We start from the raw sequence: 17,078 nt of genomic DNA, 5'->3' as shown, positions 1-17,078 counted from the left end.
GGACCGTGAAACGAGAACGCGCCGATGATAGTGAGGCTCCCCTCGCGAAAGTAGGTCATCGTCAGACTAACCACATACCAAGCCCGCTTGCTCAGCACAAACAGCAAGCGGGCTTCAGTTCGTCTACAGTCAGAAAAACTAGCAGCTGAAAAAGCCAGTCGGGGCGAATCTCCTTCTGCCACCCCAAGCAGCAGAAACGATAAAGCACACCAGAAACGCCAAGCAGGATGCGTTTTCGGTGTGCTTTTTAAGTATGGATTGACCCGCTGAGAGGAGAACCCGCTGGATAGGCGCCGGCTGCGGCGGGTCAGAGCAGGAACAGGGTCGCCAGGCCGAGGAAGATGAAGAAGCCGCCGGAGTCGGTGAGCGCGGTGATCATCACCGAACTGCCGATCGCCGGGTCGGCGCCCAGGCGGATGCGGATCATCGGGATCAGTACGCCGGCGGTGGCGGCGAGCAGCAGGTTGAGCGTCATCGCGGCGGTCATTACCAGGCCCAGCGAGGCGCTGTCGTACAGCCACCAGGCCAGTACGCCGAGCAGGCTTCCCCACACCAGGCCGTTGATCAGCGCCACGCCCAGTTCCTTCTTCAGCAGGCGGTTGCGCGCGTCCTGCGCGACCTGCCCCATGGCGATGGCGCGCACGATCATGGTGATGGTCTGGTTGCCCGAGTTGCCGCCGATGCCGGCGACGATGGGCATCAGCGCGGCCAACGCGACGAGCTTCTCGATAGAGCCCTCGAAGGCGCCGATGACCCGCGAGGCGATGAAGGCGGTGACCAGATTCACCGCCAGCCAGGCCCAGCGGTTCTTCACCGAATCCCACACCGAGGCGAAGATGTCTTCCTCCTCGCGCAGACCGGCGTGGGCGAGGATTTCGTGCTCGCTTTCCTCGCGGATGAAGTCCACCACGTCGGCCACCGTCAGCCGGCCGATCACGCGCTTCTCGCCGTCGACCACCGGGGCCGAGATCAGGTCGTAGCGTTCGAAGGCCTGCGCGGCCTCGTCGGCGTCGTCGTCGGGCTGGAAGCTGATGATGATCTCGCGGCGCATCACCTCGCTGACTTCCAGGTCGGGGTCGTTGATGAGCAGCGATTCCAGGCTGAGGATGCCCTGCAGGTGCTCCTCGCGGTCCACCACGAAGAGCTTGTCGGTGTGGTCCGGCAGTTCGTCGAAGCGGCGCAGGTAGCGCAGCACCACTTCCAGGGTGACGTCCTCGCGTACCGTCACCATGTCGAAATCCATCAGTGCGCCGACCGAGTCTTCGGGGTAGGACATGGCCGCGCGCAACTGCTCGCGGCCCTCGCTGTCGAGGGACTGGAAGACGTCCTGGATGACCTCGGGCGGCAGATCCGGCGCCAGGTCGGCGAGCTCGTCGGCGTCCAGCGATTCGGCCGCCGCCTTCAGCTCGTGCGGGTCCATCATCTCGATGAGGGACTCGCGCACCGCGTCGGAGACTTCCAGCAGGATTTCGCCGTCGCGTTCGGCCTTCACCAGGTCCCAGACGAACAGGCGCTCGTCCAGCGGCAGGGCTTCCAGGATGTAGGCGATGTCGGCGGAGTGCAGTTCGTCCAGGCGGGCCTGCAACTCGGCCAGATGCTGCTTGTGCACCAGGTTCTCGACCAGATCGTGACGCGGCATGTCCTGTCGATGGACGAGGTTTTCCACCAGCTTGTGGCGCGACAGCAGCTCCTGCACTTCACGCAGGTGCTGCTGTACGTCGTCGGGGTGGCGTTCCTCTTCCTGGGTCATGTGCGCTCGCGGGAACCGGTGCTGCGGGAAAATCCGGAAGCCCGAATTCTACGGGCTTTCCCCCCAACGGCGCGACCCCGAAAAGGTGACGAAATGGGGCGGTGCGCGATTTTTCCGTTCAGGGAATCTGCGAGTACCCCATGCGCGCGCGCACGCGCTCCGCATGGGCCGCCAGCTGCGGACCGAACTGGCGTTCATAGCGTCGCGGCGCGGGCAGCATGACCGCCATGCGCGCGGCTTCCACCGGCCCCAGGCGGGCCGCGGAAACGCCGAAATGGCGTTGCGCGCCGGCCTCCGCGCCATACACGGCGTTACCCCATTCGGCGACGTTCAGATAGACCTCCAGGATGCGTTTCTTGCTCCAGGTGGTTTCGATCATCACCGTCAGCACGGCCTCCTGGCCCTTGCGCAGATAGCTGCGCGAGGACGACAGGAACAGATTCTTGGCCAGTTGCTGGGTGATCGTCGATCCGCCGGCAGCGGCCCGTCCGCGCTGCTGGTTGCGCTCCATGGCGCGCTGGATGCCCACCCAGTCGAAACCGGAATGCTCCATGAAGCGGTCGTCCTCGGCGGCCACCACGGCGCGCTTCAGATGTGCGGAGATGTTCTCGTAGGGCACCCAGCGGTAGTCCAGCGTGGCCTTGGGGTCTTCCTTGCGCAGTTCGGCCAGGCGTTGGCGCATGAAGGCGGTGCTGCCGGGATCGACGCGGCTCCACCACAATACCTGGGCGAACAGCCAGACCTGCCAGAGCAGCACCAGCAGGACCAGGGCGAGGACCGCCCGCCCGGCCAGGCGGCCGAAACGCTTCATCCGCCGGCCAGCCCGGCGCGCAGGTCGGCGAGCACCGGTGCGGTGTCGGGGCGCACCCCGCGCCACAGCAGGAAGCTTTCCGCCGCCTGCTCGACCAGCATGCCCAGCCCGTCGGCCAGCCGGGCGGCGCCGTCGGCGCGTGCGGCGCGCAGAAAGGGCGTGTCGCCGCGTCCGTACATCATGTCGTAGGCCAGCGCGCCGCCGGCGTACAGGCCGGGCGGCAGATCCGGGGCCTGGTCGGCCAGGCTGGCGGCGGTGGCGTTGATGACCACGTCGAAGGACTGGCCGGCCAGTTCGGCGAAGCCGCAAGCGCGGATCGGCATGCCGCCGCCGAGCGCGGCGAAGGTGTTGGCCAGTTCTTCCGCGCGCGACGCGGTACGGTTGGCGATGGTCAGCGCGGCGGGGCGCTCGCCGAGCAGCGGCAGGATGGCGCCGCGCGCGGCGCCGCCGGCGCCGAGCAGCAGGATGCGCCGGCCGTTCAGCGCCACGCCGAGATTGCCGATGATGTCGCGCACCAGCCCGGCACCGTCGGTGTTGTCGCCGAGGATGCCGTCGGCGCCGAAGGCCAGCGTGTTCACCGCGCCGGCGGCCTCGGCGCGCGCGCTCAGGCGGTCGGCCAGTGCGTGGGCTTCCAGTTTGAACGGCACGGTGACGTTCATGCCGCGCCCGCCTTCGGCGCGGAAGGCCGCCACCGTGGCGGCGAAGCCGTCCAGCGGCGCCAGCAAGGCCTCGTAGCGCAGCGCCTGGCCGGTCTGCGCGGCAAAGGCCGCATGGATGGCGGGCGACTTGCTGTGGGCGATGGGGTGGCCGACGACGGCGTAGCGATCCATGGTCATGGTGGGCGGTGACGTGGCGGCGGCCTCAGTTGGAGCGCATCTGGTCAGCGTTGGTGAACGTCCAGGTGCGGGTGATTTCCAGCAGGTCGATGTCCTGGCGGATGTCGGGCGGGAAGGGGGCGAAGGGCGCGGCCATGCGGATGATGCGCTGGGCGGCCTCGTCGAGCACGGGATGGCCGGAGGAGCGCACCACCGCCACCGATTCCACCGAGCCGTCGGCGCGCAGGGTGACGGTCATCATCAGGCTGCCGTACAGTTTGCCGCGCGCGGCGTCGGGGTAGTTGAGCGTGCCCACGCGCTCGACCTTCTGGCGCCAGTCCTCGACGTACTGGGCGAAGCGATATTCGCGCGCGCGCGCGCCGATGGACATGCGCCGGGGGCGGCGGGAGTATTCCTGCAGATCGCGTTCGATCTGCGCTTCCAGGCGGGCCATTGCCGCGGCGCTGTCGAGCAGGTCCAGGCCGGAGACCTGCGGCGGCGCGGGGCGCGGGTTTTCCTGCGCGGGCGTGCTGCGTACCTCGGGAGCCGGCGCGGCGGGCGCGGTCAGGGTCTGCTGGCGTGGCGCCTGCACGCTCTCGGCGCGCCGGCGGGCATTCACCAGCGCATCGCCGTCGCGCTGGGCGGCCTGCGGGGGCAACGGCGAAGTCGGGCGGGCGTCGTGCTCCACGGTGCCGCCGCCGTCCATGTTGGCCTGGGCCAGCACGTCGGCGCGTTCGGGCGGGGTGAGATGGCGGGCATTGACCAGCACCACCTCCAGGCCGCGGTCGCGGTCCGGGCGCTTGGGCGGATCGGGCATGCGGAAATGCACGGCGAACAGCAGGCCGTGGGCGAGCAGCGAGAACAGCAGGGCGAAGGCCAGCCGCCGGTTGTGGCGTCGCCAGGGGGCCACGCCGGTGCCGGCGCCGGCCGCCGCGGGCGCGGATGCGGGCGGGCGGACGGAGGCGGGCGCTTGGGTCGGCATGGGGGGATTTTACGATCCTTCGAAGATCGACAGACCGTTTTCGCCGGGTTCGGGCTCCGACAGGGTGGCGATGTAGCGCGCCTGCACTTCCACGTCCAGCGCGTCGCTGCCCTCGATGGCGAGCTTCACGCGGCTGCCGGGATATTGCAGCGGCAGCGAGGCCACCTTGAAGAGCAGCGGCACGGCGTCCAGGCGCACCAGGTTGTCGCGCACCACGACGGCCTCGACTTCCTTCAGGCCCTCCTGGCGCAGCCAGCGCACGCACCAGTAGCGTTCCATCTGGCGCTGGAATTCGGCGTAGGCGGCATAGGTGAGTTCGAAATCGCGCAGCGCGGCCATCAGGTCGGTGGACTTGGGTGCGAAGGCCGGCTCGGTGCCGGACAGCACGGCGATCAGCTGCCACTGGTTCACCAGATCCACGTAGCGGCGCAGCGGCGAACTGGACCAGGCGTAGCCATCCACCCCGAGGCCCTCGTGCGGGCCGCACACGGTGGTCATGCGAACCTTGCCGCCACTCTGTACGCGGTACAGGCCGGGCACGTCGCACTCGTCGAGCAGCTTGCCCCAGGTGGAGTTGGCCAGGATCATCATCTCGGCCACCAGCTTGTCCATCGGTGAGCCGCGCCGGCGCTGGCCGATGCGCACGTAGCCGGGGCCGTCTGCGGTGTCGGTGGTCCAATCCACGTAGAAGCTGTGGTCCACCTGATTCTGGTTGGCCGCCGCCTTGCCGCGTCCGGCCTCCAGCACGGTGGCCAGATCCCACAGCACGGTCAGCTCGCGCTTCCACGGAAAATCCGGCCCGCCGTTGTGCAGGGTGTGCTCGTTGAACACCGGTTCGATGTCGTGGTGGCGCAGGTTGGCGACGATGGGCACCAGGTCGATGCGGCTGTGCTGCTCGGACACCGACAGGTCGGCATTGACGTCGAGGTACAGCGAGATCGCCGGGCAGTCCCGCCCCTCGGCCAGGGTGAAGCACTCCACCACTTCGTCGGGCAGCATGGTGATCTTGTTGCCCGGCATGTAGACGGTGGACAGCCGCCGGCGGGCGATGCCGTCCAGCGCCGAGCCGCGCGCGAAGCCCAGCGAGGGCGCGGCGATGTGGATGCCCACCCGCCAGCCGCCGCCGGCGCGCGGAGTCACCGAGAAGGCATCGTCGATCTCGGTGGTGGTGGCGTCGTCGATGGAGAACGCGGCCACCTCGGCGCGCGGCAGGTCGGCGGGCAGCACGGGTGCGTCGAAGGGCGGAAAGGCCGTGCCCTCGGGGAAGTTCTCGAACAGGAAGCGGTGGTAGTGGAACTCGTAGCTGCTCGCCAGCGCGCCGCAGCGCAGCAGCAGGCGGGCGGCGGACAGGCCGGCGTCCACGCAGGCCGCTTCCAGGGCCTTCACCTCGGGGCGGTTGCGGTCCGGGCGGTACAGCAGCTGCGCCAGCATGCCGGAGAACTCGGCCGGCAGGCGGCCGGCGAGCAGTTCGTCGCGCATGCGGTCGATGGCGATGGCCTGCTGGCGCTTCTTTTCCAGCCCGGCCAGCGCGGCGCGCAGGATGTCCTCGGGCGCCTTGCGGAAGCGCCCCTTGCCCTTGCGGTGGAAATACATCGGCGCCGAATGCAGGCGCAGCAGCACGGCCGCGGCCTCCACCGGCGAGGGCGGGTGGCCGTAGTATTCGGCGGCGAATTCGGCAAAGGCGAATTCGTCGTCGCCGCACACGTCCCAGAGGAATTCGGTGTCGAGCTGCTCGGCGTCGGCCTCGGCGCGCGCCAGCAGGTCGCCCGGCGCGGGTTCGCGGAAGTTCAGCAGCACTTGCGCGCGCTTGAGCTTGACCCGTTTGCCGTGGGTGTTTTCCACCTGCAGGGAGGTGTCGTTATCAGCCAGGACGGTCCCGGCCTTGAAGGCCCCGTCCTCCTCGAACAGCACGAACATCTGCGACCGCCGGAAATTGAGCAAGCCGGCTAGTGTACCGGATTCATGCCCGCGCCACCCGGCTCATCGGCGCGGCCGGCCGGCACGCAGCATGTCGGCCGAATACACCGCGAGGGCCACCCAGATCAGCACGAAGCCAATCAGCTGGCCGGCATCGAAGGGCTCGCGGAACACCAGCACGGCGATCAGGAAGTTGAGCGTGGGCGCAAGGTATTGCAGGAAGCCCACGGTGGACAGCGGCAGGCGCTGCGCGCCCACGGCGAACAGCATCAGCGGCACCGCGGTGAGCACGCCGGCGATGGGCAGCAGCCAGTCGGTATGCGCGCCGTGGCCGAACGACAGGGTGCCGGCCGCGCCCAGCCAGAGCAGGTAGCCGAGCGCCAGCGGCGCGGTAATCAGCGTCTCGACGAACAGCCCGGTGGCCGCATCGACCGGCGCGCGCTTGCGCAGCAGGCCGTAGAAACCGAAGGTGAGGGCGAGGAACAGGGCGATCCACGGCGTGCCCACCTGGCCGATGCGCCACAGCACGCCGGCACAGGCCAGGCCCACGGCGAGCTGTTGCAGCGGGCGCAGGCGCTCGCCGAGAAACAGCCGGCCGAGCAGCACGCTGACCAGCGGATTGATGAAGTAGCCCAGGCTGGCTTCCAGCAGGCGGTCCGCCGAGATGGCCCAGACGAACACCAGCCAGTTGCCGCCGGTGAGCGTGGCGGTGAGCGCCAGCAGGCCCACCAGGCGCGGCTGGGCACGCAGCCGCGCGAGGCCGCCGAAGCCCAGCCAGCAGGCCAGCAGCGCGGCGAGAAAGAGCGCCGACCAGATCACCCGGTGGGCCACCACCTCCATCGGCGGCACGCTGGCGACCGCCTTGAAGTACAGCGGCGCGAGCCCCCAGATGGTGAACGCGGCCAGCCCGGCGAGAATGCCGTTGCGGGTGCGCTCGCTCATCGACGCGCCGAGGCGATCAGGGTACGGGCCGGGACGCTGTAGCCGCCGCCGGCATCGCGGTACGGGGCGAGTTCGTGGGCGGCCTCGGCGGCCAAGCGGGCGTGCACGTCCGCCGGGTGCTGGGCGAGCGCTTCGGCCGCGCCGCCGGCGAGGCTGAGAAAGGCGTTCCAGTAGGCCGCCGCGTCGGCGAAGCGGCAGGTGAACTCGCAGGGGAGGAGTTCGACGCCGTGGAAGCCGGCGGCTGCCAGCGTGTCGTGCAGCACCGCCGCATCGCCATAGCGTTGCACCGAAGGGCGCGCCACGCGCGGCGGCGGCAGTACGCGGGCCAGGCAGGCCAGCGCGCATTCGATCAGCGGCACCTCGCCGCGTGCGCCCCACACCGACAGCACCAGCCGGCCGCCGGGGCGCAGCACGCGGCGGGCCTCGGCCAGCGCGCGCTCGGGGTGCGGAAAGAGGAACAGCGCCAGGCCGGCCAGCACGCGGTCGAAGCCGCCGTCCGGCAGGCACAGGCGTTCGGCGTCGGCGGCCACGCACACGGGGCGCTGCGATTCAGCGGCACGCCGCGCGCCTTCGGCCAGCATGCCCTCGGCGAGATCGCTGGCAACCACCAGACCATCCGGTGCCACCCGCCCGGCGGCCTCGCGGGCCAGCAGGCAGGGGCCGCTGGCGAGGTCGAGCACGCGCAGGCCGGGGGCCAGCGCGGCGGCGTCGAGCAGCGCCTGGGCCAGCGCGGCGCGCGCGCCGGCGCCGTCGGCATAGGCCGTGGCAATACGGTTGAAGCCCCGGCGCTCCTGATCCTTGAAGCGGCGGGTGTCGAAGCTGGGTGTGGAAGTCATCGCAGGCCGGCGAAAGTGAGAATGTCGTCGAGGTAGTCGTTCCAGCGCGAGAAGCCGTGGTCGCCGCCGGGCAGCACGGTCTGCCGGGCGCCGGCGTATCTGGCGACCGCATCGCGGTAATCGAGCACTTCGTCGCCGGTTTCGGCGAGCAGCCAGAAGTGCTGCGGGTGTGTCAGGCGAGGGGTTTCCAGCGCGCGCAGTTCGTCCAGGTGGGCGCGGGTGAGTTCGAAGCGTTCGCCGGTGTACAGGTTCTCCTGCCAGCCCAGCCAGGGTTCGAGCGACAGCGCGGCGACCACCGCCGGGTTCACCAGCACCGCGCGCAGGCCGTGGCGTTCGGCCAGCCAGGTGGCGTAGTAGCCGCCCAGCGAACTGCCCACCAGGGTGGGCGGGTGCTGCGGGTCGGTGGCGCGCGCTTGGGCGATGCGTTCTTCGATGAAGGCGATGGCGGCGGCCGGGGACACCGGCAGTTGCTCGCACCAGAAGCGTTCGGCCAGTCCGCGTTCGGCCATGTGCCGGCGCAGCGTGGTGGCCTTGATGGAGGCCGGGGCGGAACGGAAGCCGTGCAGGTAGAGAATCATCGCCGGGCGGGGGACGGACGGAACAGCGCAAGCCGCCAGTGTAGCCGGGGCGGCGGCAGGCGGGGCGTACAGTTGGCGCGCACTGCCGGCGGCGGCTGTATCCGGCTCAGGCGGTCAGGCTTTCGAGGCGGGTGAGCCAGGCGTGCGCGGCGGCGGCATCCGTGCCGCACATCTCGGGTTCAGGCATCAGGCTGGAACAGACCGCGGGCCGGCGTGGATCGCTGAACAGCCGGCACAGTCCGCGTGCGTCCAGCTGCACGCAGCGCACGCCCGCGGGCTTGCCGTGGGGCATGCCTGGAATCGGCGAGGAGATCGACGGGGCCACGCAACACGCCGCGCAGCCCGGCCGGCAGTGGCCGGCGGTGCTCATCCAGCCGCTGCCGTTGTGCGCAGGGTTTGCCACCAGGCCTGCACCGCGTCCAGATCGTCCAGCCGCAGCAGCGTGGCGCGTCCGCCGGTGAAAGCCTGCCAGTCCGGCACGAAGCGTTCGGCCACGGTGGTCAGCACCGGCGTGCCGCGCACCACGGCCTGGCCCATTTCCTGGCGCAGGCCCTGGCCGGCGGCTTCCAGCGCGCCGAACTTGTTGAACAGCAGCAGTTGCGCGCCGCCGTCCAGCGCGCGGCGCGCGGCAGCGGCCGCGCCAGCCAGGGCGCCGGGGTCGAGCCGGCAGGCGGTGGAGCCGCTGCCCAGGTTCTGGGTGAGGTGGAAGCGTTCGCCGCTGATCACGTCTTCCAGTTCCAGCGCGCAGGATTCCGCCGCGGCGGCATCGGGCAGCACCGGCAGCACGCCGCCCAGAACCACCCCGCGCGCGGCCAGCGCGAAGGCGGCTTCGCGCAGAAAGGGGCCGGCGTCGCGCTTGGGCGGATGGACGATGGCGGCGATGGGCAGGGCGGCGCTCATGATGGGGAGCGGGGGCAGTCGGGAAGACGCCATTGTCGCACCCGTGGCACTGCGTGCCCAATCCCCCCGCGGCAGCGCCTGCCTCAGCCCGGCGCGTGGCAGCCCCATTCGACGATTTGCCAGCGTCGCGGCGTGATGCGCCAGCAGGCCAGTTGCCGGTTCTGCGGGGCGAGGCCGAAGGTGTCGTGGTCGATGACTTCCGGCGCCCCATGCCAGAGCGCGCGGGCGAGCGCGGCTGTGTCCGGGGTGGCGGCGGGATCGGGCAGGGAAGCGAGGCACTGCGGGGCGTGGCCGGCGGACAGCGCGTCGTGGTAGCTGGCCCAGTGATGCGCCCGCAGGGCTTCGCCGGCGGCCTGCCGCCAGGCGGGCAGCAGGGAGGGTTCGAGGGCCTGGCCGAGCACGTTGGAGAACAGCACGGCGGCGCGCGGCCAGTCCGCCGCCAGCGCAGCTGGGCCATGCGCGTCGGCCAGACAGTCGAGTGTGCCGACGCACCAGCGTACGGCCGGAAAGCGGCGGGCGAGCAGCCAGCGTGCCAGTGGGTCGGGTTCCAGTGCGTGCACGGTGCCGAAGCGCGCGAGGAAATCGGCATCCAGGGTGTAGCCGGCGGACGGGCCGACGATCACCAGTTCGTCCGCCGGGGGCGTCCAGGCGCGCTGCCATGCCCGCGCGGCGGCGACGAACGGCGCCCACAGCGTGTGCCGGAAGCGCCACGCGCGCAGGTGATAGCCCAGCCCGCCGGAGGGGTCGTGCAGGTGGGCACGCAGCCGGCGGGCGGGGGTGTTCACGCCTTGTGATAGACCTCTGCGCCGGTGCGCACGAACTCCACCGCCTTCGTCTCCATGCCCTTCTTCAGCGCCTCGTCCTCGGCGATGCCTTGCTGGGCGGCGAAGTCGCGCACGTCCTGGGTAATCTTCATGGAGCAGAAGTGCGGGCCGCACATGGAGCAGAAATGGGCGACCTTGGCGGATTCCTTGGGCAGGGTTTCGTCGTGGAATTCACGCGCCTTGTCCGGGTCCAGGCCAAGGTTGAACTGGTCTTCCCAGCGGAATTCGAAGCGCGCCTTGGAGAGCGCGTTGTCGCGGATCTGCGCCCCGGGGTGGCCCTTGGCGAGGTCGGCGGCGTGGGCGGCGAGCTTGTAGGTGATGATGCCTTCCTTGACGTCCTGCTTGTTGGGCAGGCCCAGGTGCTCCTTGGGCGTCACGTAGCACAGCATGGCGGTGCCGTACCAGCCGATGGTGGCCGCGCCGATGCCGCTGGTGATGTGGTCGTAGCCCGGCGCGATGTCGGTGGTCAGCGGCCCCAGGGTGTAGAAGGGCGCTTCCTTGCACCACTCCAGCTGCAGGTCCATGTTCTCCTTGATGAGGTGCAGCGGCACGTGGCCGGGGCCTTCGATCATCACCTGCACGTCGTGCTTCCAGGCAATGTCGGTGAGTTCGCCCAGGGTCTTGAGTTCGCCCAGCTGGGCCTCGTCGTTGGCGTCGTAGATGGAGCCGGGGCGCAGGCCGTCGCCCAGGCTGAAGGCTACGTCGTAGGCCTTCATGATTTCGCAGATGTCTTCGAAATGCTCGTAGAGGAAGCTTTCCTTGTGATGCGCGAGGCACCACTTGGCCATGATGGAGCCGCCGCGCGAGACGATGCCGGTCATGCGGTTGGCGGTGAGCGGGATGTAGCGCAGCAGCACGCCGGCGTGGATGGTGAAGTAGTCCACGCCTTGCTCGGCCTGCTCGATCAGGGTGTCGCGGAAGATTTCCCAGGTGAGTTCCTCGGCCTTGCCATCCACTTTTTCCAGCGCCTGGTAGATGGGCACGGTGCCGATCGGCACCGGCGAGTTGCGGATGATCCACTCGCGCGTTTCGTGGATGTTCTTGCCGGTGGACAGGTCCATCACCGTGTCGCCGCCCCAGCGGATGGACCAGGTCATCTTGTCCACTTCCTCGCTGATCGACGAGCCCAGCGCGGAGTTGCCGATGTTGGCGTTGATCTTCACCAGGAAGTTGCGGCCGATGATCATCGGCTCGGTTTCCGGGTGGTTGATGTTGGCCGGGATGATGGCGCGGCCGCGCGCCACCTCGTCGCGCACGAATTCCGGGGTGATTTCCGCCGAAGGGTTGGCAAATGAGGCGGCACCGAAGTTCTGCCCCGGATGCTGGCGGGTCAGCATGGCGGCCATCTTCTGCCCGGTGGGGCCGGCGTTCTTCAGCGATGCGATGTACTCGGCGCGGCGCAGGTTCTCGCGGATGGCGATGAACTCCATCTCCGGCGTGACGATGCCCCGGCGGGCGTAGTGCATCTGCGTCACATTGCCACTGAGATTGGCGCCCGCCCTGGCGCGGCGCGGCTTGCGGTGCAGGCCGGGGAAGCGCAGGGCGTCCAGCCGGGTATCGGCGGCGCGCGCGCGGCCGTACTCGGAAGACAGGCCGGGGAGCACCTCGGTGTCGCCGCGTTCCTCGATCCATGCCTGGCGCAGCGCCGGCAGGCCGGAGCGGATGTCGATGCGCGCGGCCGGGTCGGTGTAGGGACCGGAACAGTCGTATACGGTGATCGGCGGATTGGGCTCCGCGCCGAAGGAGGCCGGGGTATCGGCCTGGGAAATCTCGCGCATCGGCACGCGGATGTCCTGGCGCGAGCCCTGCACGTAGATCTTGCGTGAATTGGGCAGCGGGGCGACGGCGGCTTCATCCACCCGCGCCTGGGCGGCGACGAATTGTTCCTTGGCGTTCATGGTCTCTCTCCGACAGGGTGTGGCGGCATCGCGCCGTGGCGCGTTGCATTGGTTGTACGGCTTATTTGCGCCAGAGCGCGTGGAAGTGATGCACCGGCCCGTGTCCGCCGCCCACCGCCAGTTCATGAGCGTGGGCGATGGCGGCGAGCAGCCACTGGCGCGCGTCGCGCACGGCGGCTTCCACGGGGTGCAGGGCCCGGGCGCGCTGCGGCAGCAGCGCGGCGATGGCGGAACTGAGCGTGCAGCCGGTGCCGTGGGTGTTGGGCGTGTCGATGCGCGGCGCAGGCAGTTCGACCATGCGGTCGCCGTCGAACAGCAGGTCCACCACCTCGCTGCCCGGCAGGTGGCCGCCCTTGAGCAGCACCCAGCGCTCGCCGCTGTGCGGCAGCAGGTCGCGCAGGCGTTCGGCGGCGCGGTACATTTCCTTCACCGATTCCGGCGCGCGCGCTTCCAGCAGCACGCCGGCTTCCGGCAGGTTCGGGGTGATCACCCGGGCGAGCGGCAGCAGGGCCTCGCGCAGCATGGCGATGGCCTTCTTCTCCAGCAGGGTGTCGCCGCTCTTGGCCACCATCACCGGGTCCACCACCACGTTGGCGGCCTGCCAGTGGTGCAGGCGGTCGGCCACCGCGGCGGTGACTTCCGCGCTGCCCAGCATGCCGATCTTGGTGGCGTGGATGGCCACGTCGGCGAACAGGGTGTCGATCTGCAGGCGCAGGAAATCGGTGGGCGGCACATGCACGCCGGTGACCGCCCGGGTGTTCTGCGCGGTGAGCGCGGCGACCACGCCGCAGCCGTAGGCGCCAAGCGCGGAAAAGGCTTTCAGGTCGGCATGCACGCCGGCGCCGCCGGACGGGTCGACGCCGGCGATGGACAGCGCGTTGGGAATGGTGGAATTTGAGGCCGAAGCCGGGGAACGTGCCGCGTTCATCGCCGGCCCTCCCGAATGGGCGCGGGCAGGCCGCGCGGGTTGGCGGATGACGGCGCGCTGGCCGGCGGACGAAGCAATGGATGCAATGCGGACATGGACTCGTTTCCCTACGCCGGTGTGACCCGGATCAGGTTCCAAGGGACTCTCTCAGCCCGCCGCGCGACGGCGGGCACCCCCAACGGTAGCGGGGCACGATACTGGATGGACGGGGTGAAGGCAAGCCGGCGGATCCGTGAAAATATGTGCTTCGTGCTCAAGCCCGGCGCGTCGCGGCCGAAGGTAGACCTGACCGTGGCCATGAACCGGACCCTCTCATGACTTCGCAACGCTTTCCGGCACTGCGCCGGACGACCTTTCTGCTGCTCCTCGCGGGCGCCGTGCAGGCGCCGCCGGCGCTGGCCGACGACTGGGCGGTGGTGATGCGCGACCGCGACCGCCGCGTGGAAATCGACCGCTCGACCATCATCCAGTCCGACGGCGGCACCAAGGTGGCCTGGGGGCGCCTGGTGGCCTCGGCCGAGGAGGCCGCCAAGATCGGCTACACCACGGTCAAGGCGCTCAACCGCTACGATTGCAACAACCGGGGTTTCCAGACCGTCCGGCGCGTCTACCTCGACAGCGAGAACCGCATCCTGCGCGAGGAAACCGTGGTCGACCAGAGTCTGGTGATGGTGGCGCGCAACAGCGTGGATGAACGCATGTGGCGCGAGGTGTGCCGCCCGCCGACCATGGGCGATCTGGCCCAGGTGGCCGCGCAGGCCGACCGCGCCGTTGCTGCGGCGACTGCCAATCCACCGGCCGCCGGGCGCGCGCACGCGGCGGCGAATCCAGCTGGCGGCGTGCAGGTCCGCCCCGCCAGCGTGCAGGAAAGTGGCGGGGGGGCGGACGTGATCGAGCGTGCCATCCTCGCCCGCGCCGAGCCGGCCGCCGCTGCGCCGGCACCCGTGCCCGCCACGTCGGCCGCGCCACCGGCACCCGCGCGCAGTGGGGCATCCGCTGCGCCGCGCGCGTCTGCCGCACCCGCTGCACGGTCCGCGCCTGCTTCACCGTCCGCACAACCGGCGGCCCAGGCGGAGCGCGCCGCCACGCCGACGATGCTGACCGTGGAATCCGGCTGGTCCTACGACGGCGCCACCGGCCCGGAAACCTGGGGGCGCCTGCGTGCCGACTGGAGCGCGTGCGCGGAAGGGCACCGCCAGTCGCCGATCGATCTGCGCGACGGCATCGCGGTAGACCTGGAGCCGGTGCGCTTCGATTTCCGCCAGACCCGTTTCCGCGTGGCGGGCACGCGCAACAATCTCGTCGTGCGGGTCGGCGACGGCATGGGCATGGAGGTGCGCGGCGAGCGCTACGAACTGGAAAGCCTGCAGTTTCACCGCCCTTCGGAAATCCTCGTGGACGGGCGTGCCAGCGACATGGCCGCGCATTTCCATCTGCGCGCGGCGGATGGCCGGCGGGCCGTGCTGGCGGTGCCGCTGGAGCGCGGCGAACAGGCCAATCCGGTGCTGCAGGCGGTGCTCAACAACCTGCCGCTGGAGCGTGGCGAGCACTACATGCCGGCGGAGAGCATCGACCTCTCGGCGCTGCTGCCGGAAAGCCCGGCGCACTACCTGTTCATGGGTTCGCTCAGCCAGCCGCCGTGCACCGAAGGCGTGCTGTGGGTGGTGATGAAGCAGTCGCTGCCGCTGTCCGGCGAGCAGTTGACGATCTTCTCGCGGCTCTACGAGCGCAACGCCCGGCCGGTGCAGCCGGCGAACGATCGTATGCTGCTGGAGTCGCGCCACTGAAGCGGAGCGCCGGCGTCTGCCTGCCGGCTCAGTGATGTTCGGGATCGGCGAGCGGCAGTTCCAGCCTGAAGCGCGCACCCTGCCCGGGCTCGCCGGGCAGCAGGCGGATCTCGCCGCCATGCTGGCGGATCAGCTCCCGGCACAGATGCAGGCCGATGCCGGCGCCGGGGCGGCCCAGCGCGCTGGGTGAGCGGTAGTACTTCTCGAAGATGCGCGGCCGATCCTCTTCCGCCACGCCGTCGCCGCGGTCGCTCACGGTGATCCAGGCATGCCCGTCGCCACTTTCCAGGGAGACGGTGACCGGCTCCGTGGCGGGCGAGTATTTCAGCGCGTTATCCACCAGATTGGCCACGGCGATGCCCAGCAACTGGGGGTCGTGATGGACGGGCACCGGTTCCGCCGGCAGCTGCAAGTGAATGCGTGGCGTGCTGCGTCCGCTGCCATAGCGCGTCCATAGCGCCGTGCGCAGATCTTCCGTGGTGCGCTGCAGGCGGGCGCCCGCGGATGCCAGGCGTTCCTCGGTGAGGCAGTTTTCCAGTACGTCGATCATGCGTACCACGCTGCGCCGGATGCGCGCCGCGCGCGGCGCGTTCTCGTCATCCGCCGGCAGGGTGTCGGCCATGCCCTGGGCTGCGGCGTCGATGACCGCCAGCGGCGTGCGGAACTCGTGGGAAATCATGGAAAGGAACTGGCGCTGCATCTGCTGCGCGTCGCGCTCGCTCTTCAGGGCCATCGACAGGCGTCCTTCCGTTGCCATGCGTTCGGTGATCTCACGCTGCAGCCTGGCGTTGCTCAGGTTCAGTTCGCGGGTGCGTGCCTGCACCCGTTCTTCCAGTTCCGTTTCGGCGCGGCGTGCGGTGCGCAGCGCGGAGTCCTGCGCGCGCATGCGGCCGCGTTGCGCCCGCCATGCCCGCCGGGCCAGCAGCAGGTTGAGCAGCACCAGATGGATGAAGGCGCCGATATTGGGCAGGTGATCGGCCAGCGGAATCGGGATCGGCAGGCCGGTGTTGCGCAGGATGGTGATTGCCACCCCCAGCTGGAGCGGGAGCAGGGCGATGGCGTAGAGGCGTACGCTGCGGTGCCGGAACAATGCGTGCAGGCTCACGAAGGTGAGCAGGGGGAGCAGCACCAGGGCCAGCGCGTCGGCGATCTCGGCGGAGGGGAAATGCCGGCTGAACGGCGTCAGCAGGGCGATCAGCCCGAATGCCGCAGCCAGCCAGCAAAGGATGCGGTACAGGTGGCGGTAGTACAGACGCATCCGGAACGCGCTGATCATGAACAGGCTGAACATTGCGGCGGCCGCTGCATAGGTGGTGTTGCTCAGCAGCAGGATCAGGCCTGGAGAATCCGGCAGCAGGAATTGTGCGCCGTAGCCGCCGACGAGCAGGCTGAAAGCCGCCGTGCATGCCAGTGCCAGTCCATAGCGCAGGTGCACCGGGTCGCGCAGATGCGTCCAGAACATGATGTTGATCACCACGGCCAGCAGCATCATGCCCAGATACAGGCCGTACATCAGGTACTCCATGGAAATCATGCGGCTCATGCCGCCGGGCTGCAGCACCAGGATGTCCGCTGCTGCGGGCCAGTCGGACTCCATGCGCAGATGGAGCATCTCGCTGCCTTCGGCGGGCAGGTCGATGGAGAAGGCGAATCCCCGGTAAGGCAGTTCGCGGGCGGAGAACGGCAACGCCGCCCCCTGGGTGGCGACCGTGTGCTGCGCCGGCGTGCCCCGGGCCAGCTCCACAACGCTCAGATAGGGTGGCAGTACGGCGAGGATCCAGTGTTCCGGCGACTGGGGCGCGCGCTGCAGACACAGGCGCAGCCAGACCGTGCTGTCGGGCGTGAGCGCGGAAATCGGGCTGCTTACCGGGGTGAAGGCCGAGGAGGGCAGCGCCATGACGTCTTTTGCTTCGAGCTGCCGGCCCGGGTCGACCAGCATCAGCAGCCGTCGGCCGATATCCGCCGGGCGTTCGAGGCCTTCATCCGCGTGCAGGGAATAGGGTTCGCAGCGTTCGTCCTGGGCATGGGACGTGGTGGCGGCCAGCCACCCGCACAAGGCAAAGAAGAACCAGGGCAGGCTTCTGCGGCGCCAGTCAATTTTTGTTACCAA

Annotated in this window: 15 protein-coding genes and 1 riboswitch; of the genes, 1 reads left to right on the top strand and 14 read right to left on the bottom strand. The window is 69.7% G+C overall.

The window, feature by feature from the left end; genetic code table 11:
- Positions 1-307 precede the first annotated feature (307 nt).
- The 13 genes from mgtE to thiD form a co-directional block, all read right to left on the bottom strand.
- Positions 308-1,750, bottom strand: a complete 1,443-nt coding sequence (gene mgtE / locus E6C76_RS20080; RefSeq protein ID WP_136350038.1) for a magnesium transporter — start codon at positions 1,748-1,750, stop codon at positions 308-310.
- Between the two features lie 118 nt (positions 1,751-1,868).
- On the bottom strand, positions 1,869-2,561 hold the full coding sequence (gene mtgA, locus E6C76_RS20075) for a monofunctional biosynthetic peptidoglycan transglycosylase (RefSeq protein ID WP_136350037.1): 693 nt from the start codon (positions 2,559-2,561) through the stop codon (positions 1,869-1,871).
- Positions 2,558-3,391: a shikimate dehydrogenase gene (aroE, locus tag E6C76_RS20070; protein WP_136350036.1), complete on the bottom strand. Its 834-nt coding sequence runs from the start codon at positions 3,389-3,391 to the stop codon at positions 2,558-2,560. Before aroE ends, mtgA begins: the two co-directional genes overlap by 4 nt.
- 31 nt (positions 3,392-3,422) lie before the next feature.
- Positions 3,423-4,358: a TonB family protein gene (locus tag E6C76_RS20065; protein WP_136350035.1), complete on the bottom strand. Its 936-nt coding sequence runs from the start codon at positions 4,356-4,358 to the stop codon at positions 3,423-3,425.
- A gap of 9 nt (positions 4,359-4,367) precedes the next feature.
- Positions 4,368-6,275 carry a ribonuclease catalytic domain-containing protein gene (locus E6C76_RS20060; RefSeq protein WP_136350034.1) on the bottom strand — a complete coding sequence of 636 codons (1,908 nt, stop codon included), beginning with the start codon at positions 6,273-6,275 and terminating at the stop codon, positions 4,368-4,370.
- Between the two features lie 63 nt (positions 6,276-6,338).
- Positions 6,339-7,217 (bottom strand): EamA family transporter RarD, encoded by an 879-nt coding sequence (gene rarD / locus E6C76_RS20055; RefSeq protein ID WP_230976336.1) that lies wholly within the window; start codon positions 7,215-7,217, stop codon positions 6,339-6,341.
- Positions 7,214-8,053 (bottom strand): class I SAM-dependent methyltransferase, encoded by an 840-nt coding sequence (locus E6C76_RS20050; protein WP_136350033.1) that lies wholly within the window; start codon positions 8,051-8,053, stop codon positions 7,214-7,216. Before E6C76_RS20050 ends, rarD begins: the two co-directional genes overlap by 4 nt.
- Positions 8,050-8,631 carry a YqiA/YcfP family alpha/beta fold hydrolase gene (locus tag E6C76_RS20045; protein WP_136350032.1) on the bottom strand — a complete coding sequence of 194 codons (582 nt, stop codon included), beginning with the start codon at positions 8,629-8,631 and terminating at the stop codon, positions 8,050-8,052. Before E6C76_RS20045 ends, E6C76_RS20050 begins: the two co-directional genes overlap by 4 nt.
- Positions 8,632-8,737: 106 nt before the next feature.
- Entirely contained in the window at positions 8,738-9,001 is a 264-nt protein-coding gene (locus E6C76_RS20040; protein WP_136350031.1) for a YkgJ family cysteine cluster protein, read from the bottom strand.
- On the bottom strand, positions 8,998-9,531 hold the full coding sequence (locus tag E6C76_RS20035; RefSeq protein WP_136350030.1) for a DUF2478 domain-containing protein: 534 nt from the start codon (positions 9,529-9,531) through the stop codon (positions 8,998-9,000). Before E6C76_RS20035 ends, E6C76_RS20040 begins: the two co-directional genes overlap by 4 nt.
- A gap of 83 nt (positions 9,532-9,614) precedes the next feature.
- A complete protein-coding gene (locus E6C76_RS20030) occupies positions 9,615-10,316 on the bottom strand; it encodes a hypothetical protein (protein ID WP_136350029.1) in 702 nt (233 codons plus the stop codon).
- Entirely contained in the window at positions 10,313-12,253 is a 1,941-nt protein-coding gene (gene thiC, locus E6C76_RS20025) for a phosphomethylpyrimidine synthase ThiC (protein WP_136350028.1), read from the bottom strand. Before thiC ends, E6C76_RS20030 begins: the two co-directional genes overlap by 4 nt.
- 61 nt (positions 12,254-12,314) lie before the next feature.
- Positions 12,315-13,181 (bottom strand): bifunctional hydroxymethylpyrimidine kinase/phosphomethylpyrimidine kinase, encoded by an 867-nt coding sequence (thiD, locus tag E6C76_RS20020; RefSeq protein WP_136350027.1) that lies wholly within the window; start codon positions 13,179-13,181, stop codon positions 12,315-12,317.
- Positions 13,182-13,268: 87 nt separating this feature from the next.
- Positions 13,269-13,368, bottom strand: a riboswitch (TPP riboswitch).
- A 127-nt stretch (positions 13,369-13,495) separates the two neighbouring features.
- Between thiD and E6C76_RS20015 the strand changes: the two genes are divergently transcribed.
- A complete protein-coding gene (locus E6C76_RS20015; RefSeq protein ID WP_136350026.1) occupies positions 13,496-14,968 on the top strand; it encodes a carbonic anhydrase in 1,473 nt (490 codons plus the stop codon).
- Between the two features lie 28 nt (positions 14,969-14,996).
- Here the strand turns inward: E6C76_RS20015 and E6C76_RS20010 are convergent, their stop codons facing one another.
- Positions 14,997-17,078: a sensor histidine kinase gene (locus tag E6C76_RS20010; RefSeq protein ID WP_168734392.1), complete on the bottom strand. Its 2,082-nt coding sequence runs from the start codon at positions 17,076-17,078 to the stop codon at positions 14,997-14,999.

The organism is Pseudothauera nasutitermitis, assembly GCF_004801295.1.
In the GTDB taxonomy this organism is placed as follows: Bacteria; Pseudomonadota; Gammaproteobacteria; order Burkholderiales; family Rhodocyclaceae; genus Pseudothauera; species Pseudothauera nasutitermitis.
The sequence above is the reverse complement of the archived record's forward strand: the minus strand, read 5'-3'. Positions and strand labels throughout refer to the sequence as shown.

Coding starts and splice junctions, on each gene's coding strand:
- mgtE (WP_136350038.1), bottom strand. CDS start 1,750: ATGACCCAGGAAGAGGAACGCCACCCCGACGACGTACAGCAGCACCTG.
- mtgA (WP_136350037.1), bottom strand. CDS start 2,561: ATGAAGCGTTTCGGCCGCCTGGCCGGGCGGGCGGTCCTCGCCCTGGTC.
- aroE (WP_136350036.1), bottom strand. CDS start 3,391: ATGGATCGCTACGCCGTCGTCGGCCACCCCATCGCCCACAGCAAGTCG.
- E6C76_RS20065 (WP_136350035.1), bottom strand. CDS start 4,358: ATGCCGACCCAAGCGCCCGCCTCCGTCCGCCCGCCCGCATCCGCGCCC.
- E6C76_RS20060 (WP_136350034.1), bottom strand. CDS start 6,275: ATGTTCGTGCTGTTCGAGGAGGACGGGGCCTTCAAGGCCGGGACCGTC.
- rarD (WP_230976336.1), bottom strand. CDS start 7,217: ATGAGCGAGCGCACCCGCAACGGCATTCTCGCCGGGCTGGCCGCGTTC.
- E6C76_RS20050 (WP_136350033.1), bottom strand. CDS start 8,053: ATGACTTCCACACCCAGCTTCGACACCCGCCGCTTCAAGGATCAGGAG.
- E6C76_RS20045 (WP_136350032.1), bottom strand. CDS start 8,631: ATGATTCTCTACCTGCACGGCTTCCGTTCCGCCCCGGCCTCCATCAAG.
- E6C76_RS20040 (WP_136350031.1), bottom strand. CDS start 9,001: ATGAGCACCGCCGGCCACTGCCGGCCGGGCTGCGCGGCGTGTTGCGTG.
- E6C76_RS20035 (WP_136350030.1), bottom strand. CDS start 9,531: ATGAGCGCCGCCCTGCCCATCGCCGCCATCGTCCATCCGCCCAAGCGC.
- thiC (WP_136350028.1), bottom strand. CDS start 12,253: ATGAACGCCAAGGAACAATTCGTCGCCGCCCAGGCGCGGGTGGATGAA.
- thiD (WP_136350027.1), bottom strand. CDS start 13,181: ATGAACGCGGCACGTTCCCCGGCTTCGGCCTCAAATTCCACCATTCCC.
- E6C76_RS20015 (WP_136350026.1), top strand. CDS start 13,496: ATGACTTCGCAACGCTTTCCGGCACTGCGCCGGACGACCTTTCTGCTG.